General features: G+C 72.2%; 25 protein-coding genes. 11 read left to right on the top strand and 14 right to left on the bottom strand.

The window, feature by feature from the left end:
- Positions 1–13 precede the first annotated feature (13 nt).
- Both NEH16_RS17410 and NEH16_RS17405 read left to right on the top strand, forming a co-directional pair.
- A complete protein-coding gene (locus NEH16_RS17410) occupies positions 14–1,297 on the top strand; it encodes a sensor histidine kinase (protein WP_265543493.1) in 1,284 nt (427 codons plus the stop codon).
- Positions 1,298–1,299: 2 nt separating this feature from the next.
- On the top strand, positions 1,300–1,941 hold the full coding sequence (locus tag NEH16_RS17405; protein WP_265543491.1) for a response regulator transcription factor: 642 nt from the start codon (positions 1,300–1,302) through the stop codon (positions 1,939–1,941).
- Positions 1,942–2,150: 209 nt separating this feature from the next.
- Here the strand turns inward: NEH16_RS17405 and NEH16_RS17400 are convergent, their stop codons facing one another.
- Complete coding sequence (locus NEH16_RS17400; RefSeq protein WP_265543489.1) at positions 2,151–2,750, bottom strand: TetR family transcriptional regulator; 600 nt, start codon at positions 2,748–2,750, stop codon at positions 2,151–2,153.
- A 145-nt stretch (positions 2,751–2,895) separates the two neighbouring features.
- Here NEH16_RS17400 and NEH16_RS17395 point away from each other — a divergent pair, with 145 nt between their 5' ends.
- Both NEH16_RS17395 and NEH16_RS17390 read left to right on the top strand, forming a co-directional pair.
- On the top strand, positions 2,896–3,180 hold the full coding sequence (locus NEH16_RS17395) for a hypothetical protein (protein ID WP_265543487.1): 285 nt from the start codon (positions 2,896–2,898) through the stop codon (positions 3,178–3,180).
- A 97-nt stretch (positions 3,181–3,277) separates the two neighbouring features.
- A complete protein-coding gene (locus NEH16_RS17390) occupies positions 3,278–4,786 on the top strand; it encodes a glycoside hydrolase family 43 protein (protein ID WP_265543485.1) in 1,509 nt (502 codons plus the stop codon).
- Here NEH16_RS17390 and NEH16_RS17385 read toward each other — a convergent pair.
- From NEH16_RS17385 to NEH16_RS17325, 13 genes are all read right to left on the bottom strand, one after another.
- On the bottom strand, positions 4,783–8,136 hold the full coding sequence (locus NEH16_RS17385; protein WP_265543483.1) for a BTAD domain-containing putative transcriptional regulator: 3,354 nt from the start codon (positions 8,134–8,136) through the stop codon (positions 4,783–4,785). The two genes, NEH16_RS17390 and NEH16_RS17385, sit on opposite strands and share 4 nt — an antisense overlap.
- A 5-nt stretch (positions 8,137–8,141) precedes the next feature.
- Complete coding sequence (locus NEH16_RS17380) at positions 8,142–8,567, bottom strand: hypothetical protein (RefSeq protein ID WP_073966376.1); 426 nt, start codon at positions 8,565–8,567, stop codon at positions 8,142–8,144.
- Positions 8,567–8,989 carry a TadE/TadG family type IV pilus assembly protein gene (locus NEH16_RS17375; RefSeq protein WP_073966377.1) on the bottom strand — a complete coding sequence of 141 codons (423 nt, stop codon included), beginning with the start codon at positions 8,987–8,989 and terminating at the stop codon, positions 8,567–8,569. Before NEH16_RS17375 ends, NEH16_RS17380 begins: the two co-directional genes overlap by 1 nt.
- Before the next feature lies 1 nt (position 8,990).
- On the bottom strand, positions 8,991–9,398 hold the full coding sequence (locus NEH16_RS17370; protein ID WP_079192924.1) for a TadE family protein: 408 nt from the start codon (positions 9,396–9,398) through the stop codon (positions 8,991–8,993).
- On the bottom strand, positions 9,398–9,622 hold the full coding sequence (locus NEH16_RS17365; RefSeq protein ID WP_018102192.1) for a hypothetical protein: 225 nt from the start codon (positions 9,620–9,622) through the stop codon (positions 9,398–9,400). The genes NEH16_RS17370 and NEH16_RS17365 overlap by 1 nt, the downstream gene beginning before the upstream one ends.
- 104 nt (positions 9,623–9,726) lie before the next feature.
- Positions 9,727–10,617: a hypothetical protein gene (locus tag NEH16_RS17360; RefSeq protein ID WP_265543477.1), complete on the bottom strand. Its 891-nt coding sequence runs from the start codon at positions 10,615–10,617 to the stop codon at positions 9,727–9,729.
- A complete protein-coding gene (locus tag NEH16_RS17355; protein WP_265543475.1) occupies positions 10,614–11,528 on the bottom strand; it encodes a type II secretion system F family protein in 915 nt (304 codons plus the stop codon). Before NEH16_RS17355 ends, NEH16_RS17360 begins: the two co-directional genes overlap by 4 nt.
- Positions 11,525–13,072, bottom strand: a complete 1,548-nt coding sequence (locus tag NEH16_RS17350) for a CpaF family protein (RefSeq protein ID WP_265543473.1) — start codon at positions 13,070–13,072, stop codon at positions 11,525–11,527. Before NEH16_RS17350 ends, NEH16_RS17355 begins: the two co-directional genes overlap by 4 nt.
- Complete coding sequence (locus NEH16_RS17345) at positions 13,062–13,931, bottom strand: hypothetical protein (RefSeq protein WP_073966381.1); 870 nt, start codon at positions 13,929–13,931, stop codon at positions 13,062–13,064. The genes NEH16_RS17350 and NEH16_RS17345 overlap by 11 nt, the downstream gene beginning before the upstream one ends.
- Positions 13,931–14,623, bottom strand: a complete 693-nt coding sequence (locus NEH16_RS17340; protein ID WP_265543471.1) for an SAF domain-containing protein — start codon at positions 14,621–14,623, stop codon at positions 13,931–13,933. Before NEH16_RS17340 ends, NEH16_RS17345 begins: the two co-directional genes overlap by 1 nt.
- A gap of 64 nt (positions 14,624–14,687) precedes the next feature.
- On the bottom strand, positions 14,688–15,305 hold the full coding sequence (locus NEH16_RS17335; RefSeq protein ID WP_265543469.1) for an ATP/GTP-binding protein: 618 nt from the start codon (positions 15,303–15,305) through the stop codon (positions 14,688–14,690).
- Positions 15,302–15,631, bottom strand: a complete 330-nt coding sequence (locus NEH16_RS17330) for a hypothetical protein (RefSeq protein ID WP_265543466.1) — start codon at positions 15,629–15,631, stop codon at positions 15,302–15,304. The genes NEH16_RS17335 and NEH16_RS17330 overlap by 4 nt, the downstream gene beginning before the upstream one ends.
- A complete protein-coding gene (locus NEH16_RS17325; protein ID WP_073966384.1) occupies positions 15,625–16,194 on the bottom strand; it encodes a hypothetical protein in 570 nt (189 codons plus the stop codon). Before NEH16_RS17325 ends, NEH16_RS17330 begins: the two co-directional genes overlap by 7 nt.
- A gap of 478 nt (positions 16,195–16,672) precedes the next feature.
- Here NEH16_RS17325 and NEH16_RS17320 point away from each other — a divergent pair, with 478 nt between their 5' ends.
- The 7 genes from NEH16_RS17320 to NEH16_RS17290 all read left to right on the top strand — a co-directional run bounded on the left by NEH16_RS17320 (position 16,673) and on the right by NEH16_RS17290 (position 26,325).
- Positions 16,673–17,536, top strand: a complete 864-nt coding sequence (locus tag NEH16_RS17320; RefSeq protein WP_265543462.1) for a hypothetical protein — start codon at positions 16,673–16,675, stop codon at positions 17,534–17,536.
- Between the two features lie 227 nt (positions 17,537–17,763).
- Positions 17,764–19,068 (top strand): conjugal transfer protein, encoded by a 1,305-nt coding sequence (locus NEH16_RS17315; RefSeq protein ID WP_265543460.1) that lies wholly within the window; start codon positions 17,764–17,766, stop codon positions 19,066–19,068.
- Positions 19,069–19,104: 36 nt separating this feature from the next.
- Positions 19,105–19,449 carry a hypothetical protein gene (locus NEH16_RS17310; protein WP_242442080.1) on the top strand — a complete coding sequence of 115 codons (345 nt, stop codon included), beginning with the start codon at positions 19,105–19,107 and terminating at the stop codon, positions 19,447–19,449.
- Entirely contained in the window at positions 19,446–20,048 is a 603-nt protein-coding gene (locus NEH16_RS17305) for a hypothetical protein (protein WP_265543457.1), read from the top strand. The genes NEH16_RS17310 and NEH16_RS17305 overlap by 4 nt, the downstream gene beginning before the upstream one ends.
- A 6-nt stretch (positions 20,049–20,054) precedes the next feature.
- Entirely contained in the window at positions 20,055–22,688 is a 2,634-nt protein-coding gene (locus NEH16_RS17300; protein WP_265543455.1) for an ATP-binding protein, read from the top strand.
- Entirely contained in the window at positions 22,685–25,111 is a 2,427-nt protein-coding gene (locus NEH16_RS17295; protein ID WP_265543453.1) for a hypothetical protein, read from the top strand. Before NEH16_RS17300 ends, NEH16_RS17295 begins: the two co-directional genes overlap by 4 nt.
- Positions 25,108–26,325: a C40 family peptidase gene (locus NEH16_RS17290; RefSeq protein WP_265543451.1), complete on the top strand. Its 1,218-nt coding sequence runs from the start codon at positions 25,108–25,110 to the stop codon at positions 26,323–26,325. The genes NEH16_RS17295 and NEH16_RS17290 overlap by 4 nt, the downstream gene beginning before the upstream one ends.
- Positions 26,326–26,650: the final 325 nt, after the last annotated feature.

Here is a 26,650-nt window from a genome sequence, read left to right as displayed (position 1 = left end):
CTACCGTTTCCCCATGTCCTCCTCCCCCGGCCTCCACCAGGCCCTGTGGCAGCGGCGGTACGTGCGCGGCCCCTGGCCGTGGCGGGCGACGCTCTATCTGCTGACCGGTGCGCTCACCGGCGCCCTGGCGCTCGTCGTCCTGCTGCTGCTCGCGGTCGCCGGCGGCGCGCTCGCCGTGGTCCTCGTCGGTCTCCCGCTGCTGCTCACCCTGGGTCTCTCCGGCATCCCGTTCGCCGCCCTGGAGCGCCGGAGGCTGCGGCTGGTGGATCCCGGCCCGCTCGCCCCGGTCCACGGCGAACCGGACGGCCCCGGGCCCACCGCCTGGCTGCGGACCCGGCTGCGGGAGTGGGCGACCTGGCGGGAGCTGGGGTACACGCTGCTCACCGCAGTCGTCCTGTGGCCGGTGGAAGCGGTGACCGTGGGGGCGGCGCTCACGGTGTGCGGCGGGATGATCGCGGCGCCTGTGATGCTCGTCGTGAGCGGCGGCGAGGAGGCCCGGGTCCTGAAGCTCTGGCTCGTCCACTCCTATCCGGCCGCCTTCGCGACGCTGCTCGCCGGGCTGGCGCTGCTCCCGGTGTTCGCCTATCCGCTGGGGGTGCTGGCGGCCTGGCGCGCGACGGTGGCCCGGGCGCTGCTCACGGACTCCGGGGCGGGGGCGCAGCTGCGGGAGCTGGACCGGTCCCGCACCCGGCTGGTGGACGCCTTCGAGGCAGAGCGGCGGCGCATCGAGCGCGATCTGCACGACGGGGCGCAGCAGCGGCTGGTGGCCCTCTCGATGACGCTCGGACTGGCCAGGCTCGAGGGCCCGCCGGAGCCGCTGGCGGGGCTGCTGGCGAAGGCGCACGGCGAGGCGGACACCGCGCTGGTGGAGATCCGGGAGCTGATCCGGGGCATACACCCCCAGGTCCTCACCGACCGGGGGCTGGGTGCGGCCGTGGAGGACGTCGCGGACCGTTCGGTGGTGCCGGTCGACGTGGAGCTGGACCTGCCGGAGCGGCTGCCGGGGGCCGTGGAGGGCGGGGTGTACTTCGCGGTGTGCGAGGCCCTGGCGAACGCGGCCAAGCACAGCGGGGCGGAGCGGGTCCGGGTGTCCGGGCGGGTGGCGCGGGGGCGGCTGGTGGTGGAGGTCGCGGACGACGGGCGGGGCGGCGCTTCGGCGGGGGACGGGACCGGGCTCCAGGGGGTCTCCGACCGTCTCTCGGTGCTGGACGGCCGTTTGGTACTGTCCAGTCCCCCCGGCGGGCCCACGGTGTTCCGCCTGGAAGTGCCGGTGCCGGCCGCGAGCGAGAGGCCCTGAGCGTGCGGATCGTACTGGCCGAGGACAGCGTGCTCCTGCGCGAAGGTCTCGTCGGTCTCTTGGAGCGGTTCGGCCATCAGGTGGTGGCGGGTGCGGGCACAGCGGACGAGCTGATCGCGGCCGTCGGCGAGCACAGCCCGGACGTCGTGGTGACCGATGTCCGCATGCCGCCGGGCTTCTCCGACGAGGGCCTGCGCGCCGCTCTCCAACTGCGTTCGGAACAGCCCGGTTTGCCGGTGCTGGTGCTCAGCCAGTACGTGCAGCGCACCTACGCGGAGGACCTGCTCGACTCGGCGGACGGGCGGGGCGTCGGCTATCTCCTCAAGGAACGCATCGGCCACGTCGAGGAGTTCGTGGACGCCCTCGCCCGGGTCGCCGCCGGGGACACCGTGGTCGACCCGGAGGTGGTCCGGCAGCTGATCCGGCACCGCAGGGACCCGCTGTCCCGGCTGTCCGCGCGCGAGCTGGAGGTGCTGGCGCTGATGGCGGAGGGCAAGTCCAACGCCTCGGTGGCGGAGGCCCTTTCGGTCAGCGAGGGCACGGTGAGCAAGCACTTCGGCTCCATCCTCGGCAAGCTCGACCTGTCCGTGGACGACACCACCAATCGCCGGGTGCTCGCGGTCCTGGCGTACCTCAGGGGATAACGGGCGGGGGTACGGAGCCGGCCCGCCTCAGGGGCCCGCCTCAAGGGCCCACCTCCACGGCCCGCCTCAGGGACCCGCTTCAGGGGCACGCCTCAAGGCCCCGCCTCAGGGACCCGCTTCAGGGGCACGCCTCAAGGCCCCGCCTCAAGGACCCGCCTCAGGGGCCCGCCTCAAGGACCCGCCTCAAGGGCCCACCTCCACGGCCCGCTTCAGGAAGCCGGGCCCACGGCCGGCACGTCGGAGAGGGCCTGTCGGGCGAAGGCCACCACATGGGCGCGCAGGTCGAGGCCGTCGGCCGCCTCCGCGTCGGGGCCGATGATCAGGCGGGCCAGTTGCGGCACGGCGTTGGGCCAGGCGGCGAGCCCGATCAGGCTCAGCAGACAGGCCGCGACCTGCGGCGACGCCTCGGTCCCGAAGCTCTCCGCGAGGGCGGCGATCTTCTCCTCGTAGCGACTGCGGCGGCCCTCCTCGTTGGGCAGGACGCCGTCGCGGTAGTGCAGGCCCTCCCAGAAGAAGAGCCGGACGAGGACCGGATTGTCGCGGTGGAAGTCGTAGACCCGGCCCACGTACTCGGCGGGGTCGTCGCCGCCCTTCAGCGGGACGGCCGCGGCCAGCTCGTCCAGTGCACGCCCCACGACGGCGTCGAACAGTTTCTGCTTGTTGCCGAAGTAGCCGTAGATCCGTTCCTTGTTCACGCCGGCCAGCTCCGCGATGCGGTCGACGCGCGCCCCGGCAATGCCGTGAGCCGCGAATTCCTCCTTCGCCGCAGCGAGGAGCCGTTCCTTGGTGTGGGTCGTGTCCGGGGCCATGGCACCAGCGTAGAACGAGTTCGCACGGATGCCAACCAACTGGATGGTTGACACCCAACCAGTTGGTTGGCACAGTGGGGCGCGTCACCGAGGGCAGCGCCACCGCCTTCCGCAAGCGTTCACACCGACCCGGAGGGGACTCCTCATGACCACCACCGCCCGCCCCACCGCCGCCCGCCCGACCACCACGTCCGCCACCTCCCCCGCACAGCCGGCCGCACTGCCTTCCGTGCACACGCGGGCCCTGCTCACCTGGATCGCGGTCTTCGCCGCCCTGACGGTCGTGCAGCTGCTGGTCGGCCCGTACGTCAAGGGCTTCCCGATGCTGCTGCGCACCCTGGTGATCACCGGGATCGTCGTTCCGGCGGTCGTCTACGCGCTGGTGCCGAACCTCCTGAAGGTCCGCGCCGCCGTCCTGCGCCGCCGATGAGGGCCCGACGGCACCCCTTGTCCCGTGCGCACCCGGTCACTAGGGTCACCTCGGTCACCCGGGTATCGAAGCGCTTCGACAGACAGGAACGGATGCCATGCCAGTCCGAGACCAGACGGGCACCACCGTCAGCAACCCGGTGATCCCCGGGTTCCACCCCGACCCCAGCGTCTGCCGCGTGGGCGACGACTACTACCTGGTGTGCTCCAGCTTCGAGTACTTCCCGGGCCTCCCGCTCTTCCACAGCCGCGACCTGGTCCACTGGACGCAGATCGGCAACGTCCTGGACCGCCCCGAGCAGTTGCACCTGACGCCGGGGACCCGGGCCTCCGGCGGCATCTACGCGCCGACGCTCCGGCACCACGACGGCCGGTTCTGGCTCGTCGTCACCAATGTCGAGGTGGGCAACCTGCTGTTCACCACCACCGACCCGGCCGGCCCCTGGTCCGACCCGGTCCCGCTGCCCGGCGTGCCCGGCATCGACCCGGACCTCGCCTGGGACGAGGACGGCACCTGCTGGTGCACCGTCGCCGGGGTCTCCCAGGTCCGCATCGACCCGCACACCGGCGAGACCTTCGGCGAACCGCGCCGCATCTGGTCCGGGGCGCCCGGGGCGAAGGCGCCGGAGGCCCCGCACCTCTACCGGATCGGCGACCACTGGTACCTCCTGATCGCGGAGGGCGGCACCGAGCGCGGGCACGCCGTCTCCGTGGCGCGCGGCCCCTCGCCCGCCGGTCCGTTCGAGCCCTGCCCGGACAACCCGGTCCTCACCCACCGGGGCCGCGAGCACCCCGTCCAGAACACCGGCCACGGCGACCTGGTGCAGGGGCCGGACGGCTCCTGGTGGCTGGTGCTCCTCGGGGTGCGGCCGGGCGGCGGCACCCCCGGCTGGCACGTCCTCGGCCGGGAGACCTTCCTCGCCCCGGTGACCTGGGTGGACGGCTGGCCCGTGATCGGTGAGGTGACCACCGAACTCCCGGCCCCGCCCTGGCCGTTGACGCCCGTCCCGGCCGCCGCCGGCCCGGACCGGGACGACTTCGACCTGGCCGAGCCGCGCCCGTACTGGATCTCGCCGCGCCGCTCGACCGCCGGGCGGGCCGGGACGAAGGAGCGCCCCGGCTGGCTGACCCTGCACGGGCGGGGCGGCACGCTGGACGACCCGGACGCGGTGTTCACCGGCCGCCGCCAGCAGCATCCGGCGTGCCGGACGCGTGCGTTGACCGACGCGGCGGACGGCCACGGCGGGCTCGCGGTCCGGCTCGACGAGGCGCATCACTACGCGGTCGAGGCGGGCGGCGGCCAGATCCGGCTCGTCGCCCGGATCGGCCCGCTCCGCACGGTGGTCGCGTCCCGCCCGGCGCCCGCCGGACCGGTGGTCCTCGGGATCGACATCGCCCCCACCCGGGCCCCGCTCGACCCGTGCACAGGCCCGGACACGGTGTCCCTGGGCGTCGAGGAGCCGGACGGCACGTTCACCGCCCTCGGCTCACTCGACGGGCGCTACCTCTCCACGGAGGTCACCGGCGGCTTCACGGGCCGGGTGATCGGCCTGTACGCGGCCAGCGGCACGGTGCACTTCGACTGGTTCGCGTACGAAGCGCTCTAGGCCGCCGAGGTGGCCCCCACGACCGGCGCGTCGGGGAGGGCCTTGAGGATGTCCCGGAGCAGGTCGATCGTCTCGTCCTCCGCGTCGGTCCCCAGCTCCTCGTTGAGCCGGTTCAGCCGGTCCGCCGCCTCGATGACGGCGGACCGGTCGCCGCGTGCCGCGTGGGCCCGGAAGAGGTCGCGGGTGAGCAGTTCGCTCTCCGGGGAGGCGACCAGGCCGCGGGTCGCCGCCGCGACGACGCCGGTGAGGTCACCGGCCGCCAGGCACCGTTCCGCCAGCTCGTGGGCGACGTCCACGACCGACGACACGATGTCGTGGAACATGGTGTCCGCCCACAGGTAATTGCGCGGGTTGGTCCCCGCGAACGGGGTGCCCCGGACCAGCGAGAGCGCCCGCGCCAGCGCGGTGTCGGCGGCGGCGCCCCGGGCGTGCATGCCCTCCTGGTACAGCTCCTGGAAGTCCAGCCAGTCGCACCGCACGTACGGGGCGAGGGCGTACCGCCCGTCCGTCACGAACGGCAGATAGGACTGGCCGCCCATCCAGGCGCGCAGCTTGCTCACATTGGAGTTGCGCAGCGAGTGCCCGACCTCGCGGCCCGGCCAGATCGCCTCGTCCAGGGCCCGGTGCTCCAGACCCGGGTGCAGGACGAGCCAGGCGGCCATCTCGGTCAGGCGGCCGCGGCGGTTGGACTCGACGGGGCCCTCGGCCGACTCCATCTCGACCGGCCCGAGCACCCTGATGTACGGGTGGGCGGGCACCGGTGCCGGAGCGGTGATCGTTTCCTCCACGGGGACGGCGTGCATCGGGTTCCCGTCCTTCCCGGCGGCCTCCGGTTCCGGGGCGGCCATGACGGCGAGCGTGAGTCGTGGGTCCTGCGGCCGGGCCCAGGTGGGCGTCGGCTCGTCCATGGGCCGCTCGGTCACCGCCATCAGCTCCAACAAGGCGGCGTACTGGGCGGGTTCGAGGCGTTGCAGCATCACTTCGAGGTCGGTCTCCGGGATCGTCACGACGACGCCGGGCGCGGCATCGACGCTCCAGGTCTCCGGCAGCCCCAGCTCGGCGTCGGCGCTCGTCACGGCGGCCAGCGAGGTGCGGGGCTGTGCCGCCGTCAGGTCGAGCAGGGCGCGCGCGCTCGGGTCCGAGCCGGTCAGCGGCAGGGCGCACAGCACGATCTGCGGCGCCCAGGCGTCCGCCCCGGTGCCCAGCAGCCGGGCCTCGCGCAGGCTCTCCGACCCGCTCTCCGCCAGCGCCCGCCGCTGCGCCTCGTCGTGGGCGCGGAGGCCGGTGACGGCGGCTTCCAGGGTCGCGTGGTGCACGACGCGGCCCGGGAACGCCGCCCGCAGCTCCTCGCCGAAGCCGACCAGCCGGACGGTGTGCTCGGCGTGCAGCGAGTCGGAGGCCAGCTCCACGGCCAGCGCCAGCAGCACGGACCGTACGTCCTCCGCCTCGCCGTCCAGCCGGAGCATCCCGATCCGCTCCAGGTCGACCAGGACCGGGAACCCCTCGAAGCTCGTGCCCAGGCTGATCAGCGCCGGATACGGCAGCGCGGTCGCCGAAGCGCCCTCGGCGGGCAGCAGCGCCTCCGAGTCCTTCGGGCACCACCAGATCTCGTCCCCGCTCACCACGGGCACGAACGGCGTTACGGGGACGGCCGGTTCGCAGAGGTGGAGCGCGGCCCCGTCCGGGGTGACGACGACGGCGTCGAGCTGCGGCAGCGGCGTGCGCTCGCGCGCCAGCTCGGCGGAGAGGGTGCGCAGGGCGCGGTCCAGCAGGTCGAGCCCCTCGGGCACGTCCGCCGAGGCCGCCCGCATGTCCCTCTCCAGCACAGCGGCATCGCCCTCGGGCAACGCGATGCGGCGCCGGGGGCGCCGACGACGCTGCTGCACGATGCGGCGCGTGCCGAGGACGCCGAGGACCCCGGCGGCGAGCAGGGCGCCGATTCCGGCGCCGGTACGCGCGGAGAACCCGGCGTCCTCGTCACCGGAAGCGGCCCCGGCCGGGGCGGCCGCCCCGGGCTTCTCCTGCCCGGGGGATGGCGTGGCCGTCTCCGCCGGCGCGGGCTTGGCCGACTCGACGGGCTTCGGCGTGGCCGTCTCCGCCGGCGCGGGCTTGGCCGACTCGGCAGGCTTCGGCTTGGCCGTCTCCGCCGGCTTCGCGCTCTCGGCGGGCTTCGGCTTGGCCGTCTCCGCCGGCTTGGCGGGCGCGGGCTTGGCGCTCTCGGCCGGGTTGGCCGACTCGGCCGGGTCCGGCTTGGCGCTCTCCTCCGGCTTCGGCTTCGCCGTCTCCGCCGGCTTGGCCGGCGCGCTCTCGGCGGGCTTCGGCTTCGCCGTCTCCGCCGGCTTCGCGGGCGCGGGCTTCGCCGTCTCCGTCGGCTTCGGCTTGGCGGTCTCCGCCGGCTTGGCCGGCGTCGGCTTCGCCGGTGCGGGCCGGGCCGACTCGTCCGGGGCCGGGTCAGCGGGCTTCGGCTTCGCCGGGCCGGAGGCCGGTAGCTTCAGCTTCTGGCCCGGGATGATCAGGTCCGGGTTCGTGAACGTGCCGCCACCCGGCACCTCCGTACCCCGGTTGAGATCGAAGATCTCCCCGTAGCGCGCCGGGTCGCCGAGTTCGCGGTCCGCGATGGCGCCCAGCGAGTCGCCGGGGCGGACGGTCGCCGTCCCGCCCGAGGACGCCGCCGCCTCGTGGGCGGCACCCGTGCCGGCCGGCATCCGCAGCTTCCAGCCGGGCTGGAGGAAGCCCTGGGCGTGGAAGACCGTGCCGTCCGTCATCACCCGGCCCTCGTTGAGCGTGGCGATCTCGTGCCAGCGGTTGCCGTCGCCCAGCCGGTCCTCCGCGATGCTCCACAGGCTCTCGGCAGGACGGACGTCCCGCACGGTGTACGAGTCGGCCGACGCGGCCTGCCGCGTGGTGCGGGCGTCCGTGGTGTGCGCGGTGTCCGTGGTGCCGGTGTGGGCGTACGACTGGGTGGCGGAGACCGGCGCGGCGGCCGGTGCGGCGAGGGCCGAACCGGCCGTCGGCAGGAGCACCAGGATGGAGCCGATCAGCGTCGCGGCGGCCCGCTGGCTCGCCCCGAGGCCGCTCAGCCGGCGGGCCGTACGGCCGCGCAGCTGGGCGGGGATCTCCAGGAGGACGGAGAAGGCGAAGCCCGCCCAGCCGACCCAGCCGGCGGCGGCGAGCAGGAGCAGGAAGGCGCCCCCGGTGTCCTGCCGGGAGAACAGGTGGGTCAGGTCCTCGATCCCGTTGTCGAGGACGACGCCGGTCGCCCACCAGAGCAGCACCGGCAGCCCGGCGAGCAGCGCCGCGAGGACGACGAGGCTCAGCAGGGCCCGTATCAGCTTGCCAACCGAACGCACCGCGATCACGACCCTTCGGGGGCGACGACACCGTGGATGAGCGTGGCGTGCCCCTCCCCGTGGACGGACATGGAGGAAATGCCGACGACCGTGAGGAAGCGGGTGTCGTACGTGTCGGTCACGGTGACCGTCACCCGCTTCCCGTCGGCCGACACCGTCGCGCTGCCGTGCGCCCCGGCCGCCGAGAGGTACGCCTGCGCGGCGGCCTGCGCGGCGGCGGGCTGGGCGACGACGGCCTTGCCCGGGATGGCCTGGGCGGGGTCGATGGCCTGGCCGCCGGCCCGGGCGGCCTCCATGGCGATGGCGTCGGCCCGCTCCGTGGCGCGCAGCTTGCCGCCGCCGTCCACGGTGATCCCGATGACCGCGAGGAGCGCCACGGTGATGATCGCGCTGTAGACGGCGATGCCGCCCCGGTCGTCGTACGTACGCATCAGTCGCGCTCCCGGTACGCGTCGACCGCCGAGGTGAACGTCGACGTGAGGGTGTGGCTGCCGGGGGCGCCCGGCAGCATCAGGTCGGACAGCGGCACGGTGCAGGCGACGGTCACGCGGACCGTTCCGACGGTGCCCAGGGGGGCGTTGAGCCCCGAGGCGTCCACGCTGACGCGGGTGCCGGAGCAGGTGAGGCCCTGGTCGGCCAGGGTCTCCTGCGCGGCGGCCAGCGCGTTGCTCCGCGCGGCCCCGGCGGTGCGCGAGATGGACGCCTCGCGGGCCGCGTCCTCGGCGGCGGCGTCCACCTTGTTGCCGGCGGTCACCACCCGGCCGCCCGCGAGGGCCAGGCAGAGGAAAATGATCATCAACGGCGTGACGATCGCGGCCTGGATCGCCTCGCTCCCCCGGTCGTCCCAGTTCACTTCATCCCCCGGTCGTCCAGCGCTCCACGGGTCCGGACGCGCTCTGCGTGATCGTCAGCCCCGGCACCCCGGGCAGCAGCGAAGGGGCGCGTCCGGTGACCTGGACGCGGATGCGCTCCGCCGTGCTGCCGCCCGTGGAGACGGACGGGCCGAGCAGCGTGTTGCCCGCGATCCGGCCGAGCACGGCCCGCGCGCGCTCCGCGCCGGCGCCCGGGCCCGACTCGTAGACCCGGGCGGCCGCGACGCCCTCGCGCGCGGCGGTCAGGGCCACGTTGCGCGCGTAGTACCAGAGCGACACCTGCACCACGGCGATCGTCAGCAGGATGATGAACGGGAAGACGATCGCCATCTGGACCGAGGTGTCGCCGCGGTCGTCCAGCGGGCGGCGCGCGACGACCGCGGGCTTCATCAGATGCCCGCCAGCTTGCCGTTGTACCTGGCGATGACCGTCGCGATGGTGCCGGCGATGAGCAGCGCGCCCGTGACCGCGGCGACCCAGATGATCACCGTGGTGATGGAGACGTCACCGCGGTCGGGGTCCTTGGCGCCCTGCTCGACGCGGTCGGCCAGCACCGCCAGGACCATGGTCAGGGATACAGCGGCCCGGTTCGTGAGCTTGTTGATCGCGTTCATGCTGCGAGCCTCCTCGTTCCTTCTCTTCGTGTGCGTCGACTCCCTTGTGAGGAGACGCGGTTGGGTGTGACGGCGGTTCGGCCCGTAGCCGGTTGTTACCGCTGTTACGTGGCCATGATGTTGATCACCGCGGGGAAGGCGACCATCAGCATCACGAGGACGGCGAGGAGCGCGCCGGGGGCGGTCATCTTCTCGCTGTTCTCGTTCGCCTCGGCGGCCTGCTTGGCGAGCAGTTCGGTCCGCAGGGACTTGGACCGGGCCCGCAGCGTCGTGTAGACGGCGGCGCCGTCGTGCGCCGACATCCGCATGATCTCGGCGACGTCCTCCAGGACCGGCAGGTCCAGCTCCTGGGTCAGCTGGACCAGCGCCTCCCACGGCGGGACCTTGTCCACGCGGGCCCGCATCATCGCCTCCTGGAGCCGGGTGAAGGCCCAGCCCCGGCCGACGGCGGCGGCCCGCTCCAGGGCCTCGGTGGGCCCGGAGTCGGCGGCCCGCTTGAGGGCGACGAGGTCCAGATAGGCGGCGATCGCGTGCGAGAACTCCTCGCGCGCCCGCGCCGCCTGGTCCCGTACGGACAGGTCCGGGATGAACCAGAGCAGCGTGCCGAGCACCAGGCCCACGACGACGGGCAGGTAGAACGGCACGCCGAGCCCCATCAGCGTCCAGGCGCCGACGACGAACGGCGGGATCAGCAGACCCCCGCCCGCCAGCGCCGCCTTGAGCAGCAGGAACCGCTCGGGGGTCTGGCCGACCAGCGCCAGGTCCTTGCGCGGGATCGAGACCCCGGGCAGCCCCTGGAGGTGTTCAAGCAGCCAGGCGCCCCACTCGTCGTCGCGGCTGGCCGGGCCCGTCTCCTGGTCCGGTTCCGGCGCGGTGGCGTTCAGGCGGCGCAGGCTGGCCGCCAAGTCGGGTTGCGGGCCGACCAGTTCACGTATGAGCAGAGCGAGGCCGCCGCCCACGGCGAGGCCCGCGAAGATCGCGGCCGGGGGTATCACGACTGGGCCTCCTGGAGCGGTTCGGGCGGTTCCGGCAGCTTGACCCGGCTGCGCGGATCGGCGATCAGGAAGCGGGCCACCGGGCGGTGGTCGGCCAGCGAGCGCATCCAGATCAGCACCCCGGCGAACGCCGCCGTCAGCAGGGCCAGGACGAGCTGTCCGAGGAGCGTGCCGTAGGGCGCGGTGTAGCTGGGGACGAGGAAGCCGGCCCCGACCACGCAGAGCGTGATGATGGTCATCCACCGCACGGTGGTGCGCGGCTTGGCCCGGTCGGCCTCGATCTGGCGGCGCTTGCCGACCTCTTCGCGTACCGCTTCGGACAGGTCCTCCAGCGCCTGCGCGAGGCCGGGGCCCCGGTCCGAGGCGCAGAGCATCAGCGCGGCGAGCACCTTGTCGGCGGTGACGTCGTCCAGCGCGTCGGCGAACGACTCCAGCGCCTCGGCGGGGCGCCAGCCGACCTGGAGGCGGTCGGCGAGGTCGGCGATCTCGTGCTCCAGCTCGGCGGGCGCGCCGCGCCGGCTGGCGATCATCGCCTGTTCCAGGCCCATGCCGAGCCGCAGCACGTCGGACAAGCGCTGGGTCCACTCGCCGAGCGCCTCCAGCTTGTCGATGCGCACGGTGGCGTTCTTCGTGGGCGAGAGCAGCCAGGGCACCCCGACCACGGCGGCGCCGACGAGCACCCCGCCGATGAAGACGCCGGTGATCACCCAGACGGCCAGGCCGAGGACGCCGCCCGCGATCCAGCGGGTGCGGCGGCGCATGGCCGCGTCGTGCGCCACGCCGCCGCCGAGGCCCTTGCGCGAGCGGCGGACGGGGCGCGGGGCCGTCGTACCGACCAGGCCCACGACCAGGCCCACCAGGCCGCCGGCGACGGCGAGTCCGGCGAGCACCCACATCAGCATGAGGTTCATCCGGCCATCACCTGGAGGTCCAGCGGGCGCGGCCAGGAGCCGTGCGGATGGTCCAGCAGGTGGGCGGGGAAGCCGACCCGGACCAGGTCCTCCAGGCAGGAGGGGTGCATGTGCGGGACGGCCCGCGGCTCGCCGGGGCGGGGCGCGAAGATCCGGTTGGTGGCGGGGCGGCCGTTCTCGCCCATGCCGGTGACCTCCAGGACGTGCGAGACGAACCGGTGGCGCTTGCCCTCGATCCGGGTCTCGTCGCGCATGGAGACGAACACGATGAAGTCGAGCCCGTTGGCGGCCTGGCGGTATGCCAGCTGCTCGGTCATGTTGTCCTGCGCCAGCAGGTACAGCTCCGCGATGCGGTCGAAGACGATCTCGGGGCGGCGGGCGTGGATGGTGCAGAGGTTGCCGCCCTTGCCGTTGGTCATCGCCTGCATCATGGCGACGATCTCCTGGCCGCGGACCTCGCCGACGACGACCCGGGACAGCGACATGCGCAGCGCGCGGTGGATGAGGTCGAGCAGGGTGATCTCGCCCGCGCCCCGCCCGTCGGCGCCGCGTTCGCCGTTGGACTCGCGGGACTCCATCGGCACGACCTGGCGGTGGAAGCCGTTGGTGTGCGCGAAGAGTTCGAACTCGGTCTCGATGGTGGCGAAGCGCTCGTCCGGGTCGATCTCCTTGAGCAGGGCGCGCAGCAGCGAGGTCTTCCCGACCGCCTGCTCGCCCGTGATCATGATGTTCTTCTCGGCGCGCACGGCGGCGGCCAGGAAGGCGGCCAAGGTCTCGTCGATGGCGCCGAGTCGGATCATGCCGTCGAGGTCGACGTCCTTGACGCGGTGCCTGCGGATGGTGACGAAGGTCTTCGGGGTGACCCCGGTGACGGCCTGGAGCCGCGAGCCGTCGGCGAGGCGCAGCGCGAGGAACGGGTCGGCGGTGGACAGGGTCCGCTCGCTCTGCCCGGTGCGGCGCGCCAGGTCCCGGAGCATCTCCTGGAGCTCCTCGTCGGAGTCGGCGACGGGCGCGACCCGGACCCGCCCGCTGTCCCCGTAGTCGAGCCACACCTCGTCGTAGCCGTTGATGAGGATGTTCTCGACGCGCTCGTCGTCCAGATAGGGCTGGAGGCGCCCGGCCCGGAAGAGCATGTCGTAGACGGCGGAGGCCAGGGCGGCGTCCTCGGCCTGGGTGGTGCTCGCCCCGCGCTCGACGGCGATGGCGTCGGACCAGACGGCGACGGCCTCGTTGATCAGCGCCCGGCCGCGCTGGGCCTGGGACTCCGGGCTCATCCGGGCCGACGACTTGATCTCCTGGGCGAGCCGGTCCGCGACCCGCTTCTTGATCTCGCCGGCGACCCGGTAGTCCACGGTGGCCTGCGGGAGGCGCGTCTCGCCGATCGCCCGGATCGAGGAGACCCCGGCGGTGGGCCGCTGCCCGGCGCGCGGGTCGGTCCGGGGCGGGACGGGCGGGCCGAACTCGCCGCGCTTGAACGCGACGGTGTGCTCGGCCGCCGGGCTGGGGTGCATGACGGGGTCGGGGTGCAGCGGATTAGCGCGCATGGGCCATGTCCCCTTCCCCGTACGGGCCTTGCTGCTGGTAGGTGCCCTGGTTGTACGGGCCCGGGGCGCGGGGCGCGAGGCGGTCGCGGCGCAGGGCGACCCGCTCGCGCAGCGGTCCGGTGGCCGCGCGGGCGGCGCGCATCAGGTCCGAGCGGTCGAAGCGGCTGCCGCCGTCCACCCCGTCGGACAGGACCTCGGCCTGCTTGGGCCGCCACGGGATCGTGGCGAGCACCGGCACCCCGAGCGCCTTCTCCACCTCGCCCGACTTGTAGGGGCCGCCCTCGACCAGCAGGACGGCGAGCGCGTCGGCGCCCGTGCCGCCGGGGCCGGCCAGCGACTTGCGCAGCGCCTCGACGCGGACCTGGGCGCTCTGGACCCCGCGCAGGGTGTTGCGCACGACCATCACGACGACGTCCGCCCGCTTGGCGAGCACCGCCGAGGCGCCGAACGCGCCGCGCCGGCCGAGGTCGACCAGGACGTCGTGCTGGTGGTCCTCGATCCGGGCGAAGAGCTCGGCGAGGCTGCCCCAGGCGGGGTCGAGCCCGGCGGCCTGCGCGGGGTCGGTGATCCCGGGCAGCAGGAGCCGGCTGCTGCTGTTGTCCTCGGAGATGTCGACCAGCTGCCGCCAGAACGCCTCGACCAGTTCGTCCTTCCGCTGGGCCACGGCGAGGTTGCGCAGCCCGTAGCGGGCGTCCATGCGGCCCTGGAGGGCGCCCGCGAGCACGGCCCCGCCGTCGGGGTCGCACTCGGCGAGGATCATCCGGCGTCCGGGGTCCAGGGGCCAGGCGAGCAGCAGGGCGAGCGCCGTACTGGTCACCCCCGGGGCCCCGGTCCCGCCGGCCAGCGCGATCACGGACATCAGGAACCGCTCCCGCTCTTCACGACGATCGCCACCCGGCCGGTGGCGGCCCGTGCCGCGAGGGCCGGTCCGTCGGTCGCCGGGACGGCCACGTCGATGGTGGCGACCCCGGTGGCGTCGGCGGGGTCGCCGACCGCGACGACGGTGGCCGCGATGGTCTGCGGCGGGGCGTCGGCCGCCTCGTCGTTCTCGCCCGGGGTGCTGACGATGAGGACCTTGCGCCCCGGGAACAGCCCGGAGGTGGGCCGCTGGGACGGCTTGGTGGCGACGCCGACGAGGGTGTCGCCCTGCTTGAGGAGGCTGGTGGCGGTGTACTGGTCGCGGGCGAGCAGGGCGCCCGGGGTGAGCGCGACCGCGGCCCGCTTGCCGACGACGCTGCCCCGGTCGGCCGCCTTGACCGGCTTGAGGGCCGGGTCGAGGGATATGGAGACCTCGGTGAGGTCGCCGTCCTCGATGACCTCGCCGGCGGCCACCTCGTGGCTGACGGCGAGCACGTCGGTGCGCTCGCCGGTCGCCGTGAACAGCAGGGCGCCGGAGAGCCCGCCGACCGCGGTCAGGGCGAGGGACAGCGCGATGAGCGCCGGGCGGCGCCGTCGCTGCTTCAGTGCCCGCGGCGGAGCCACGGGGGTGGGGCCGGGGGTGCCCGGCGCGCCGCCCTGGTGGGGCGGGGCGGCGGTCTTGGTCCTGCTCAATGGGTGCCTCCAGCAGTGCTTTCGCTGCGCGCGCTCGTCATCGGGCGGTGGTGCGTCCCGGTCGTCAGCCGACGACCTGGAGTTCGCCGATGGCCACGGTGGTGGCGGACTCCCGGGTCTCGGTCAGGTCGCCGCTCTCACCGCCGCCCTCCCAGTGGATGGTCCACGTGGACGTGGCGGTGACCTTGAACTTGTTTCCGGCCTCGCCGCGCGAGGTGTGGCGGTAGACGTGCCCGCAGTCGGGCGACTCCCGCTTCCCGTACGACGCCTGGTAGGGCTCGCCGGGCTCGGTGCAGGTGACGGATGAGCCGTCGCCCATGTTCCACACGACCTTCGACACCTTGGCGGTGGCGGTGACCGTGACGGCCCCGGCGGTGACGGACTTGACCTGCGGTCCGGTGGTGTTCGGGTGCTGCTTGTTCCACATCCAGACCGGCAGCCCGACCAGACCCGTGCGGCCCGGCTCCGGCGCGATGCCGATGTCGGCGCCCTTGAGGGTCATCTGCGCGACGGCGCGCTCGGCCAGCTCGGCCGGGGTGGGCCCGGCGTCCTTGCCGATGGTGCCGTTGGGGAAGAACGTGTCACGGGGTACGAAGGTCCCGGCGCCCTTGTACGGGAAGTCGGGGCATGAGGTGGGGTGGTAGATGTCGCCCTCGTCCGGCTTGTGGTTGCCCCACATCATGTAGTCGTCGGCGGGGGCTGCGGGTCGAGGATCTTCCAGTAGCAGCTGGTGTTCCAGTAGCCGAGCGACGGGACGTAGCAGGGGATCTCCTGGCCGTTCTCCCGGTGGCAGCCGGAACCGCCGCCCGAGCCGCCTCCCGTGCCACCGCCGGAGCCGCCGCCGTCACCGGGGTCGCCCGGGTCCTCGGCCGTGATGTCGCACTTGGCCGCGCCGGGCGGGCACTTCACGCCGGTGTCGGCCGAGGCCGCCTGCGTCCCGGCCGTCATCAGCGCCCCGGCGGCGAGAGCCGCGAGTGCGGCCCGTACAAACCGCCCCGTCGTCAGCATGGCCGGTCCCTGTCGATCGTGTAGTCGGTGATCCGCCAGCCGCCCTTGCCGTCCTTCGCGGTGGTGGCCCGGGCGGTCCACGGGTGGCGGTCGCCCTCCTTCGCCCTAGCAATGGGCTTGCCCGACGAGCGCCGGATCAGCACACCGGTCATGTCGACGCAATCGTCGATCGTGGCCGTGTGGACCGAGGAGGCGACATCGACGGCGGAGACCTTCGGCGAGGTGTCCGGCCTCCCCTTGAAGGCGAGGTCGTTCGCGTTGTAGTAGGTGAAGCTCTCGATGATCATCGCGGCGGCGTCGCCCGTCGTGTAATCGCCCAGCTTCGCGTTCTTCATGCTGCCCGAGGAGTACGCCTCCACCTGCGCGTCCCACATTCCGCGATACGCGGCCAGTGCGTCGCGCTCGGCCGCCGCGCGCTTCTTCTCGCCGTCGTCCTTGCCGGCGCTCGCCTTCGGCTCGGGGTGCTTCTCGTCCCCCGACGAACCGCAGCCCGCGGCCAGTACGAGGAGACACACCGCCGCCCCCGCACAGGCCATCAGGCCGGACTTCTTCCCGCGTGCCATCGGACCCCCCTGGTCATGCTCCGTCGCGTCGCACTGTCGTCTGCATCCGGAAAGTGATGTGCCGTCATTCTGCATGAAGGCCCTGCGGCGTAGAGGCGCCGTTCTGTCACAACTATGTCCGACTGCGGTGACAGCAGGGCCGGTTGGAGACCCATGTGTGAGCAGAATCTGATCACCTCACCCGCCACACCGACCACTCCGCCCACACCGTGACACATCAGACGGGAAGGCGCACGGCGGTATCCGCCGACGCGAGCCCACCTGCTGCCGAGGCTTTCCGGCCAGTGCGGCGGAGGTGCGCGCGCCGCCGATAACCGTGTGACAGCGCCCGGTTGGCCGGACAAGATCTTGTCCGGCCCGCCTCCGGTGCGGCAGCCACCCTTGACCGGCACGCGGCACCGCACGGACAAGGGGGTGGTCAAGGGGTGAGGAGCAGCATCAGCCGTGTTCCGCAGCACGTCCAGGGGGAGACCATCCAATGCGCACCGTCGCACCACGCATCAACACGCCCCGCCTCGGCGGCCAAGGGCTCGTGGGCAGCCTCAACACCGAGTGGGAGCACCTGAGTCAGGACGCGACGCTCCTGCTGCACCTGCGCCACTGGTACGGCGACCCGTCGCTCACCGGTCCGCAGTCCGTACTCGACAGCCTGCGCGCCTGCCGGACCGCAGACGGCCAGGACCGCATCCTGCTGCCGCTGCTCCGGGCGGCCGTCGCGGGCGGTCCCGGCTCCCAACTGGCCGCGCGCACCGTGGTGCAGACGATGCTCCCGAAGGCGATACGCATAGCCCGCAGCCAGCTGCGCCCGCAGTACGACTGGGAGGAGACCGTCTCCCTCACGGTCGGCGCCCTCTACGAGGTCGTCCGCACCTACCCCGTACACCGCCGGGGCCGGCGCGTAGCCGCCAATCTCGCCCTGGACACCCTGCGCCTGACGCGCCGCCTGATCGGGCACGACCCGACCGCCGTACCCCTGGACCCCGACAGCGCCGCCGGGCTCTCCGCCGCTTCCGACCCCTGCCCCGCGTCCCAGGCCGAACTGACCCTGCTCCTCGCCCGGGCCGGCGAGTACCGCCTGCTCACCGAGGACGAACCGATGCACGCGGCCGGCTGGGACGCCCGCGCCGAACTCGTCGAACTCCTCGTCTGGGCCCTCGAATCGGGCGCCCTGGATGTCGAGGACGCCCGCCTCATCACGGGCTACTACCGGGACCGCCCGGCGTCCCACCCGGTCGCCCCGCGGCCCTCCGCGCGGGACGGTGCACGCCAGCGTCAGCGCCGCAGCAGGGCCGTCCGCCGGCTCGCCGTTGCCGCCTCTGACAGGTTCGCAACAGCGAAGTGACGATCCAGTGACACAAGTCACCCAGGATGTAGGCCAGTTGAAGTCACACCCGCACGGCCGGAGTCACCTCCCCCGTACGCGCCCCTTGTCCAGCCCGGCGCACCACCCACCCAGAGGCCCCGGAGGACCCCCGTGACCACCAGCACCACCGCGTCCTCGGACGAGGACGGACACGACGTCGTCGATCCCCGGCACCCGGTGCTGCGGACCGCTCAGGGAGACATGCGATGAAGCGCGGCCTCAGGCTCACGAAGAAGCAGAAGACGGAGCAGGCACCGCCCCCGCAGCCGAAGGCCACGCGCACCTCGCGCTACGCCCCGGCACCGCAGGCGGTCCCGGACATGGCCGACGAGGACGGGACCGACGAGCTGGACGAGGCGTCCACCGGCTGGCAGCAGACGACCGTCAAGCTGGCGGGCCTCACCAGGATGGTCACCGTCGTCGTGTGGATCCTGGTCCTGGCGGGGCCGCTGCTCGCGTTCTTCGCGATCGCCGTCGCGAGTTCGTCGCGGGCGACGACGGCGACGCAGACGCAGAGCCGGGCCGACTCCGCCCCGTCGGCCACCGGCCCCTCCGGCTTCGCCGAGCTCTACGTCGCGGCCTATCTGGCCGCGGGCGAGGGCACGGAGGACGACCTGCTGCCGTACTACTCGGAGCCCGTGACGTTCGCGAACGAGCCCGGCTCGCGCTCCGCCTCCCGGGTCGTCACCGTGGCGGCCGAGCAGGTGGAGAAGGGCTACTGGTCCGTGACGGTCGCGGCCCGGGTCTCGGCGAAGAACAAGGCCGGCAAGATGACCGACCGGGGCATGCACTACTACCGGGTGGGCGTCCAGGTCTCGGGCACGCCGGAGGCCGGCGGCACGATGGAGCCGTCGAAGCCGGCCAAGGCCCCGGCACAGGCGGCCCCTTCGAGTTCGGCCTCGGGACCGGCCCCCGCCTCCGCCGCGGCCTCGCCGACGCCGGCCGGCTCCGCGTCCCCCGCCGCGTCCGGCGGTCCGGTCCCGCTGTACGCCGCGACCTCCCTCCCGGCCGAGGTCAACGCCCCGGCCTCCGCTTCGCACGGAGCGCTCGACTACGGATCGGAGAACGGCAGCCGCCACGACGACGCGGTGTCCGACACCGTGAGCCGCTTCCTCTCCGCCTACCTGACCGGCCGGGGCGAGCTGAACCGTTACGTCTCCCCCGGCCTCCAGGTCGCGGCGATCTCCCCGGCTCCGTACGAGTCGACGCTCGTCACCGGTCTCCAGGACGACGCACCGGAGGACGAGGACGAGGACGACACCGTCCCGCAGGACGGCACGCAGCGGCACGTACTCGTCTCCGTGAGCGCGACGACCGGCGGCCAGGACTACCTGCTCAGCTACGCACTCACCCTGACCACCCGGGACGGGCGCTGGGAGGTGGCGTCGTTCGACTCCGCCCCGGCGCTGTCCCCGGAGCAGACCGGACCGGTCGCCGACGAAACCGAGTCCGCACCGGACGCCTCGTCGGACGAGTCCTCAGACGCCTCGGCGGACACCGCCGGGGAATGACGCACCACCCAGCTGATCACACGAGGGGAAGCACAAGTGAGTTACGCGAACACCGAAATGGTGCAACTTGCGGCCAATGGCAAGGTCTTCACCTGGGTCCAGGACACGATCTCCAACGTCCAGACCCTCGCCGTCTCGGCGGCCATGGCCATGGCGATCGTCGGCACCGTCCTCGCCTACGTGAAGACGAAGTCGTGGGCGGGCACCCTGACCGCGGCCATCCTGGGCGCCGTCGTCGTCTTCGCTGTGAGCAACATGGACGCGCTCAGCAACATGGTCGACAGCGAGGTTCCCAACGCGCCCCAGGACAAGGCGGCGATCTCGGTCGTCCAGCCGCACGCCCCGCTGGACACCGCGGTGAGCCCGGCCGACCTGCTGTGAGCGGCGGGCAGCCGTCCGGCGAGAAGCCTCTGATCGGGCGTTCCTACACCCGCGCACGCAAGCACCCTCTCGTCATCGGCAAGCTTCCCGGCGGCGGACGGATCCCCGGAGGGCCGTACACGATCACCCAGATCGTCACCATGGTGGTGGTCTTCGTGCTCCTGCTGGCTCTCCGGGATCTGTGGGCGTACTTCGGACTCGGGAACGCCCTGGTCCTGGTCGCGGTCCCGTGGGGACTCGCGTGGCTGATGCGGTACGCCCGGATGGACGGCCGTGACCCCGCGCGGGCCCTGCTGGGGCTCCTGGCCTACGGCACCTCGCCGCCGGGGGGCCGGCTGGCCGGCCGCCCGCAACGGACCTTCAAGACCAAGCTGGTGACGGGACGGGTGACCGTCAACGTGCGGCTCCCCGAGGAGCCCGCGCCGTCCCCCGCCCCGAGGCCCGCCCGGTACGGCTCGTCACCACGACGGGCCGTACCGGAGGGCCCCCTGCCGAGGCGGCACCGCCCGCGACCGGCACCGCGCCGGCCCGGCCCCGTACCCGCCTCCAGGAACTGCTCGACGAAGCAGAGCGGCAGCACTGAACCGAAGGATGGATGAACTGCCATGCGTCTTCCCGTGCGCCACATCAGCGGCCATCTGATCTGGACCACCAACGCGACGGTGTGGGCCGTGTGGCGGGTCGATTCCGACAACTACAGCCACGCCTCCAAGGCGGCCAAGCACGAACGGCTCAACGCCCTGGAGTCCCTGTTCAAGGCGATCAAGGGCGAGGCCCTGCTGCTCAGCCTCTGCCCCCAGGTGGACGCGGCCAGCGTGGTCACCCGCATGACGGCGGGCATCGACCTGGACGCGTCCCCGGAGTACGTGGACCTGTCCCTGCGGGTCCTGGACGAGCTGGAGGAGATGGAGCTCTCGGGGCGGGTCGACTTCCTGGCCGTCCCGATGAAGCACACCGACTTCAAGCAGGGCGCGCTCGCGGTCCTGTCCTCCGCCCACTACGAGGTCATGAACACCCTCGGGCTGCCCACCACCCCGGTCAGCAGGGCCGAGGAGGAGCGCCGGATCGAGCAGGCCCGGCACCTCGCGGCGACCTGGCCGACCGCCATCCGGCTCCGGCCCGCCACCGAGGGCGAGATCCTCTGGATCTACGGCCACTGCGCGCGCCGGGGCCTGGCCGAGCCGCTGCTCCCGGAGCACGACGAGCCGCGCTCGGTGGTGGGACGCGGGCGCCCCGTGGCCGCGTACAGCGAGGTCATCCTCGACGAGGGCGGGCGCGGCGACGGCATCCAGGAGCGGCGCGGCGTCCCCCTCAACCCCTTCCGGCACCGCTATGTGAAGGCCGCCACCGAATTCGGCGACAGCTACCAGTCGTTCTCGATCCTGGCCGAGATGCCGGACTCCTTCGCCTTCCCGGGCAGCGAATACCTGGCCGCCCTGGACGACTTCGGCTTTCCGGTGGACTGGGCGGTCCGGCTGCACATCGAGCAGGGCGCCAAGGCCGAGCCCAAGTCGCGCCGGCAGGCCCGCGAACTCGCCCACCAGCGCGGTGAGTACGACGGGGAGACGGCGGGCGTCCCGGCCAGCCTGGACAAGGCCAGCACCGCGCTCAACGAGTACCGCTCCCGGCTCACCTCGTCCTCGACGGAGGTCGAGATCAGGGCGAGCGTGGTGACCTGCGTATGGGGCGGGACGCCGGAGGAGACCGAGGAGAAGGCCGCCGCGCTGATCAACCACTTCGGCGGCAACGACTACACGCTCGTCCGCCCGATCGGTGAGCAGACGTCCCTCTTCCACAGCATGCTCCCGGGCACACCCACGCCCCGGGTCATGAACGACTACGCCCAGTTCCTGCTGGCCAAGGACTTCGCGATGTCCCTGCCGTTCTGCGGCCAGGCGCTCGGCGACGACGGCGGCTCGCTCTTCGGCCTCCAGCTCAACGGCGGCGGCGCCCGCCCGGTCCTGGTCGACTTCAGCCTGGGCCCGCGCATGAACGCCTCGGCGTCCGCCGTGTTCATCGGCGAGCTGGGCTCCGGCAAGTCGGTCGCCATGAAGACCGCGATGTACTCGATCCTGACGACCGGCCGGCGCGTCGGGCGCTCCCGCAGCCGCGGCCGGGCGCTGGCCATCGACCGTACGCCCCAGCAGGAATGGGCCCGCTTCGCCCGCGCCTGCCCCGGCGAGACCCAGGTGATCACCGTCGACGAGGACGCCTCGGTGTCGCTGGACCCGCTGCGCGTCTTCAAGGGCCCGCGCGCCGCCCGTTACACCGAGTCCTTCCTGACCCCGCTGCTGGACATCGCCTCGATGTCCACCGAGGGCGTGACGCTCGCGGACGCCATCGACGCCACCCACAAGGCGCCCGAGCCCAGCATGCGGCTGCTCCTGGAGACCCTGACGGAGCGCGCGCAGACGCCCGATACGCAGGACCCGGACGACCACAACGTCCGCGCGGCGGCGAGCGAACTGGCCCGGAAGCTGCGGTCGCTGGCCAAGAAGGACCTGGGCCGGGTGATCTTCGACCCGACGCTGCCGATCGTGGAGATCACCGACGCCGACACGATCATCTTCTCCGCCGCCAACATCGGTCTGCCCAAGAAGACCGAGCTGGAGGGCCACCGGCTGTCCAGCCTGGAGGTCGAGAAGAAGTTCGGCTGGCGCCTGATGTATCTGGTGGCCGCCCTCTGCCGCGAGATCGCCTTCGCCGACCCGGAGGAGTTCGTCGGCGTCTTCCTGGACGAGTGCTGGTGGCTGACCTCGTCCGCCGAGGGTACGGAACTCCTCCTGGAGATCATCAACGACGGCCGCAAGCACGGCTGCGGCGCCTTCGCCGGCTCCCACGACCCGTACGACGTCGGCCCGGCCAACTCCGAGTACGGCGAGAAGATCCGGGGCCTGGTCTCGCACCGGTTCCTCTTCCGCCACCGCAACCGCCAGCTGGCCGCGCGCGGGCTGGAGTTCCTGGGCCTGGACGGCACCGATCCGGAGCTGCTGAAGCTGGTCACCGAGAACCTCTCGCCGATCAACGTCTCCGACGACGAACGGCTGCTGCGTTCCGGCGAGTGCCTCTACTACGACCTGAAGAAGCGGATCGGCGGCATGAAGGTGCTGATCCCGGCGGACGAGCACGCGGCCGAGGCCATCCACACGACCCCGGGCCGCGCCACGCTGGACGAGCCCGCCGAGGCCATCGAGGCGGCCGACGCCGCCATGGAAGCGGTGGAGGCGCAGCGCATATGACCGCGCTCACAGGGGTGATCCGGCAGCCGCGCACCTGGCTGCGCCTGCTGGTACTGATCGGCGTGCCGATCGTGCTCACGCTCATGTTCACGCATGGCGCCTGGGCCGAGGAGTGCAAGTCGGTGGAGCCCGGCACGGTGCTCGATCTCCGGTGCACACCGCCGACCAAGACCCCCGATCCCGGCAAGGTCATGGGCATCTTCGACGTCGTGGACAGGAACGGCGTCCCGATCAGTTCGTACGGCCTCAATGTCGACTCGGGCGGCATGCTCGACGTCATCAGCAAGATCATCTCCTTCCTGATAGGCGTCGGCTTCAGCGTCATCAGGACCGTGATCGGCTTCGCCTGCTGGCTGGTCGACTGGGCCCTGGACTTCGGCCTGGCCAAGACCCTCCTGACGCCCGTCTCCGACATCGCGGCCACCGTCAAGGACCAGGTCATCGACAACCTGGCGCTGAAGACCCTCTTCCTGACGATCGTCGCGCTCTGGGGTGGCTACCTCATCCTCTTCAAGCAGCGCTCCAAGGGCTGGATGGAGATCTGCACCTCCCTCGTCGTCGCCTCCATCGCCACCGTGACCCTGGCCAGCCCCGGAACCTTCCTGATCGGCAACGGCGACGACACCGGCGTGCTCGGGAAGACCAAGGAATTCTCGCTGGAGATCGCCGATGTGATCCTCACCCAGCGGTGTGACGACGACACGAAGCAGGCGGAACCGGACTCCGACGGCAAGAAGATCGAGCCGACGACCTGTTCCGGGCGGGACGACGGCCGTGAGAAGGGCGTGAGCCGCCCGATCACCGACGGACTGGTCGACGCGTTCATTCAGCGGCCCATCTGGGTGCTCTACACGGGCAAGGGCATCAGCAAGGAGTGCAGTTACGCGTACGGGCAGGCCACCCTCGCCCGTTACAACTTCAACCGCTTCGTCCTGCCCGGCCTGGTCAAGAAGGAGCAGAAGGACTCGAGCGGGTGGCTCGACACGCTCGGGAAGGTGTTCGCCAACACCTTCTCGCTCGACGGCCTCGCCAAGAACCTGCTGGCCGCCACCGGTAATCCCTGGGCGATCTACACCGCGGTGGACGACGCCCAGCAGGCCGCGATCGAGAAGTTCAAGAAGGACGTCGTCAAGAGCGACCCGTCGTGGAAGACGTACATCGACGGCGAGGGCAGCAAGAACGTCAAGGGCACCGACCCTGCCGTGCAGGACGCGTGCGGCGGCGACGTCCCCATGGACGACCAGAAGATCTCCGCCTCGCTGGACAACCTGCTCAGCGTCTGGTTCATCGCCCTCGCCGCGATCATCGTCGTCGCGCTGGTGCTGGCGGTCTCCTGCACCTTCCTGATGTCCCAGATCTGGATGGCCGTCGAAGTCATCCGGGCTCAACCGGCCCTGGTCGCGGGCATCCTGCCGGGTGGCGGCCGGCAGATGATGTGGAAATGGGTGTCGGGGGTCGTACGCGTCATCCTGGCCGTCTTCCTGTCCGTGATGTTCCTGGCCTTCTTCCTGGTCATGATCATCGCGGTGCTGGACGCGGACACCGGCCAGGTCATGACGATCAAGTTCCTCTCCATCGACTTCATCGCCCTCGGCTTCCTGGTCTTCCGCAAGAAGGTCACCGCGGCGGCCAAGAACGTCTCGGCGAACTTCGGCCAGAAGATGGCGGCCAAGACCGGAGGGGAGGCCAGCACCTTCAAGGGGGCCGCCAACGGCGCTCCGTCGGCGCTGGACCAGTTCAAGAAGGACGGAGCCACCTTCAGCAAGGTGGGCGGGAAGACGCGCGATCTCTGGCGCGGCAAGGTGCCCGGCGAAGAGGGCGAGGGCGAGGGCGGGGGCGAGGGCGGTGACGGCGCCGGGAAGGCCGCCGGGAAGGGCGCGGGCCAGAAGAAGCCGAAGAAGGGGCTCAAGGACCGGGTCCAGGGCGCGGTCAAGCTGGGCACCACGGTCGCCGCCGCGGTGGGAACCGGCGGTACGTCCGCCGCGCTGCAGACGTCGGCCAAGGCCGCACTCAAGGCACGGCTCAAGAACGCCGCGAAGAAGCGTGCGGCCAACGCCCGCAAGGCGGCGACGCAGCGCCTGAACAAGAGCCGTGTCGGCCGGGCCACGCTGGCCACGGCCCGTACCGGCCGCTACCTGGCCAAGGACGCCCCGATCACCAGGAGCAGGTTCAAGAACGCGGTGGCGACCGAGAGGCGCAACCTTCTCAGGACCAGGCCGGAGCCGAGCCGGGCACAGAACCTCTCGCGGGACGCGTCGCGGCAGATGCGGCAGACGAGGAGCCAACAGCGCAGCGAGAGCCAGCGGTTGAACCGCGCCGTGAACGGCAGGCGGGACCAGCACCAGAACCGCCGCCGCTCCACCGCCGGCCGCCCCCGTGCCCGCCGCCCGCGCAGCGGAGGCGGTGGAGGTAGTGGCGCGTGAGCACAGCCACCAAGCCGAAACCGACGAGCTCGGCCGGCACGTCCGAGCCGATGAGCAGTGGCAAGAAGTGGGCCATCGGCCTGGTCATAGCCGGGCTCCTGCCCTGGCTGTTCTTCATCCTCGCCATGTTCATCGGCACGGGCCTGCTGCCCGGGGGCGGTGCCAGCCTCCATCAGGACCCCGTGCCCACCCAGACCAGCTGCGTCGAGGTGGCGGGCATCCCCAAGCCCACCTGTGAGGCGTACCTGTCGGCGGAGCAGAAGATCAAGAAGGTCCGCCCCAAGTGCAAGAACCTCAAGTGGACCCTGCTCGCCGGCATCGGGAAGATCGAGTCCCACCACGGCACGTTCATGGGCCGCAAGGTCAACGACAAGCCCGGGGCGAGCTACGGCGACGTGGAGCCGCCGGTCATCGGGCCGGTTCTGGACGGCACCCACAACACCCAGCGCATCCCCGACACCGACGGCGGCAAGTACGACAACGACACCACCTACGACCGGGCGGTCGGGCCCACCCAGTTCATCCCGCAGACCTGGGAGAGCGTCGCCCAGGACGGCGACGACGACGGTGACACCGACCCGCAGAACGTCTTCGACTCCGCCCTGAGCACGGCGGCGCTCCTCTGCGGCAAGAACAGCGTCGACATGTCCGACCCGACGACTGAGCACGACGCCATCTACCGCTACAACCATTCCGAGCAGTACGTCAAGGATGTACGGAACGCCAAGGCCGAGTACGACGCGCTGGGCGACATCACCGAGCCGGTCAACGCGACCGGTGACGCCAAGAAGATCATCGCGGCGGCCAAGTCGCAGAAGGGGGTGCCCTACTCCTGGGGCGGCGGGGACACGCTGGGCCCCTCGTACGGCATCTGCTGCTCCCCGGGCGGGTATTCCGGCCGGTTCATCAAGGGGTTCGACTGCTCGGGCCTGACCGAGTACGCCTATGGGAAGGCGGGCATCATGATCGGCGGCACCGCCCAGGCGCAGCACGACAGCGGCAAGGTGAGAGTTACCCACCAGACGAATCTGAAGGGTGCGGAACCGGGTGACCTGCTCTTCTTCTCGGACAACCCAGGGAGCGGAAAGGGTATTTTCCATGTCTCCATCTATCTGGGGGGAAACAGACAGATCGAGGCACCGCGAACGAATGACGTCGTCAAGGAGTCCGACGTCCGCATGGGATCGCTCGACAGCATTGGACATCTGAAGTGACGAGCAGCGCGGAGCGCTCGGGCCTCATCATGCTCGCCATGGCCGCGGTTCTCTCGATCGTCGGTGTCGTCCTGCTCTGGCCCGACATGAGTGCCGACCGGGCACCGGCGGCCCGCCCGCCGGCCACCTCGCCGGCCCCTTCCCGCGCCGGGGACGCCCCGGCGTCCCCGGCCGCGCCGAGCCCGACGCCCACCACCGCCGCCCCCTCGGCGTCGCCGTCCCCTCCGCGTCACGGGAGGGGGACGCCCTCGCCGGGACGGTCAGCGACGGCGCCCTGCAACGCTCCCTGCAACTGACCCGCCAGGCGAACGTCCCGCCCACGCTG

The organism is Streptomyces drozdowiczii (assembly GCF_026167665.1).
Taxonomy (GTDB): domain Bacteria; phylum Actinomycetota; class Actinomycetes; order Streptomycetales; family Streptomycetaceae; genus Streptomyces; species Streptomyces drozdowiczii_A.
This window is presented reverse-complemented; position numbering and strand designations above follow the sequence as displayed.

Bases quoted from the DNA above. Each gene is read 5' to 3' on its own strand.
- NEH16_RS17390 (WP_265543485.1), top strand. From the start codon at position 3,278: ATGCCAGTCCGAGACCAGACGGGCACCACCGTCAGCAACCCGGTGATC.
- NEH16_RS17395 (WP_265543487.1), top strand. From the start codon at position 2,896: ATGACCACCACCGCCCGCCCCACCGCCGCCCGCCCGACCACCACGTCC.
- NEH16_RS17365 (WP_018102192.1), bottom strand. From the start codon at position 9,622: ATGAACGCGATCAACAAGCTCACGAACCGGGCCGCTGTATCCCTGACC.
- NEH16_RS17315 (WP_265543460.1), top strand. From the start codon at position 17,764: ATGAAGCGCGGCCTCAGGCTCACGAAGAAGCAGAAGACGGAGCAGGCA.
- NEH16_RS17400 (WP_265543489.1), bottom strand. From the start codon at position 2,750: ATGGCCCCGGACACGACCCACACCAAGGAACGGCTCCTCGCTGCGGCG.
- NEH16_RS17330 (WP_265543466.1), bottom strand. From the start codon at position 15,631: ATGCTGACGACGGGGCGGTTTGTACGGGCCGCACTCGCGGCTCTCGCC.
- NEH16_RS17320 (WP_265543462.1), top strand. From the start codon at position 16,673: ATGCGCACCGTCGCACCACGCATCAACACGCCCCGCCTCGGCGGCCAA.
- NEH16_RS17355 (WP_265543475.1), bottom strand. From the start codon at position 11,528: ATGAACCTCATGCTGATGTGGGTGCTCGCCGGACTCGCCGTCGCCGGC.
- NEH16_RS17370 (WP_079192924.1), bottom strand. From the start codon at position 9,398: ATGAAGCCCGCGGTCGTCGCGCGCCGCCCGCTGGACGACCGCGGCGAC.
- NEH16_RS17350 (WP_265543473.1), bottom strand. From the start codon at position 13,072: ATGCGCGCTAATCCGCTGCACCCCGACCCCGTCATGCACCCCAGCCCG.
- NEH16_RS17325 (WP_073966384.1), bottom strand. From the start codon at position 16,194: ATGGCACGCGGGAAGAAGTCCGGCCTGATGGCCTGTGCGGGGGCGGCG.
- NEH16_RS17345 (WP_073966381.1), bottom strand. From the start codon at position 13,931: ATGTCCGTGATCGCGCTGGCCGGCGGGACCGGGGCCCCGGGGGTGACC.
- NEH16_RS17295 (WP_265543453.1), top strand. From the start codon at position 22,685: ATGACCGCGCTCACAGGGGTGATCCGGCAGCCGCGCACCTGGCTGCGC.
- NEH16_RS17380 (WP_073966376.1), bottom strand. From the start codon at position 8,567: ATGCGTACGTACGACGACCGGGGCGGCATCGCCGTCTACAGCGCGATC.
- NEH16_RS17335 (WP_265543469.1), bottom strand. From the start codon at position 15,305: ATGATGTGGGGCAACCACAAGCCGGACGAGGGCGACATCTACCACCCC.
- NEH16_RS17410 (WP_265543493.1), top strand. From the start codon at position 14: ATGTCCTCCTCCCCCGGCCTCCACCAGGCCCTGTGGCAGCGGCGGTAC.
- NEH16_RS17300 (WP_265543455.1), top strand. From the start codon at position 20,055: ATGCGTCTTCCCGTGCGCCACATCAGCGGCCATCTGATCTGGACCACC.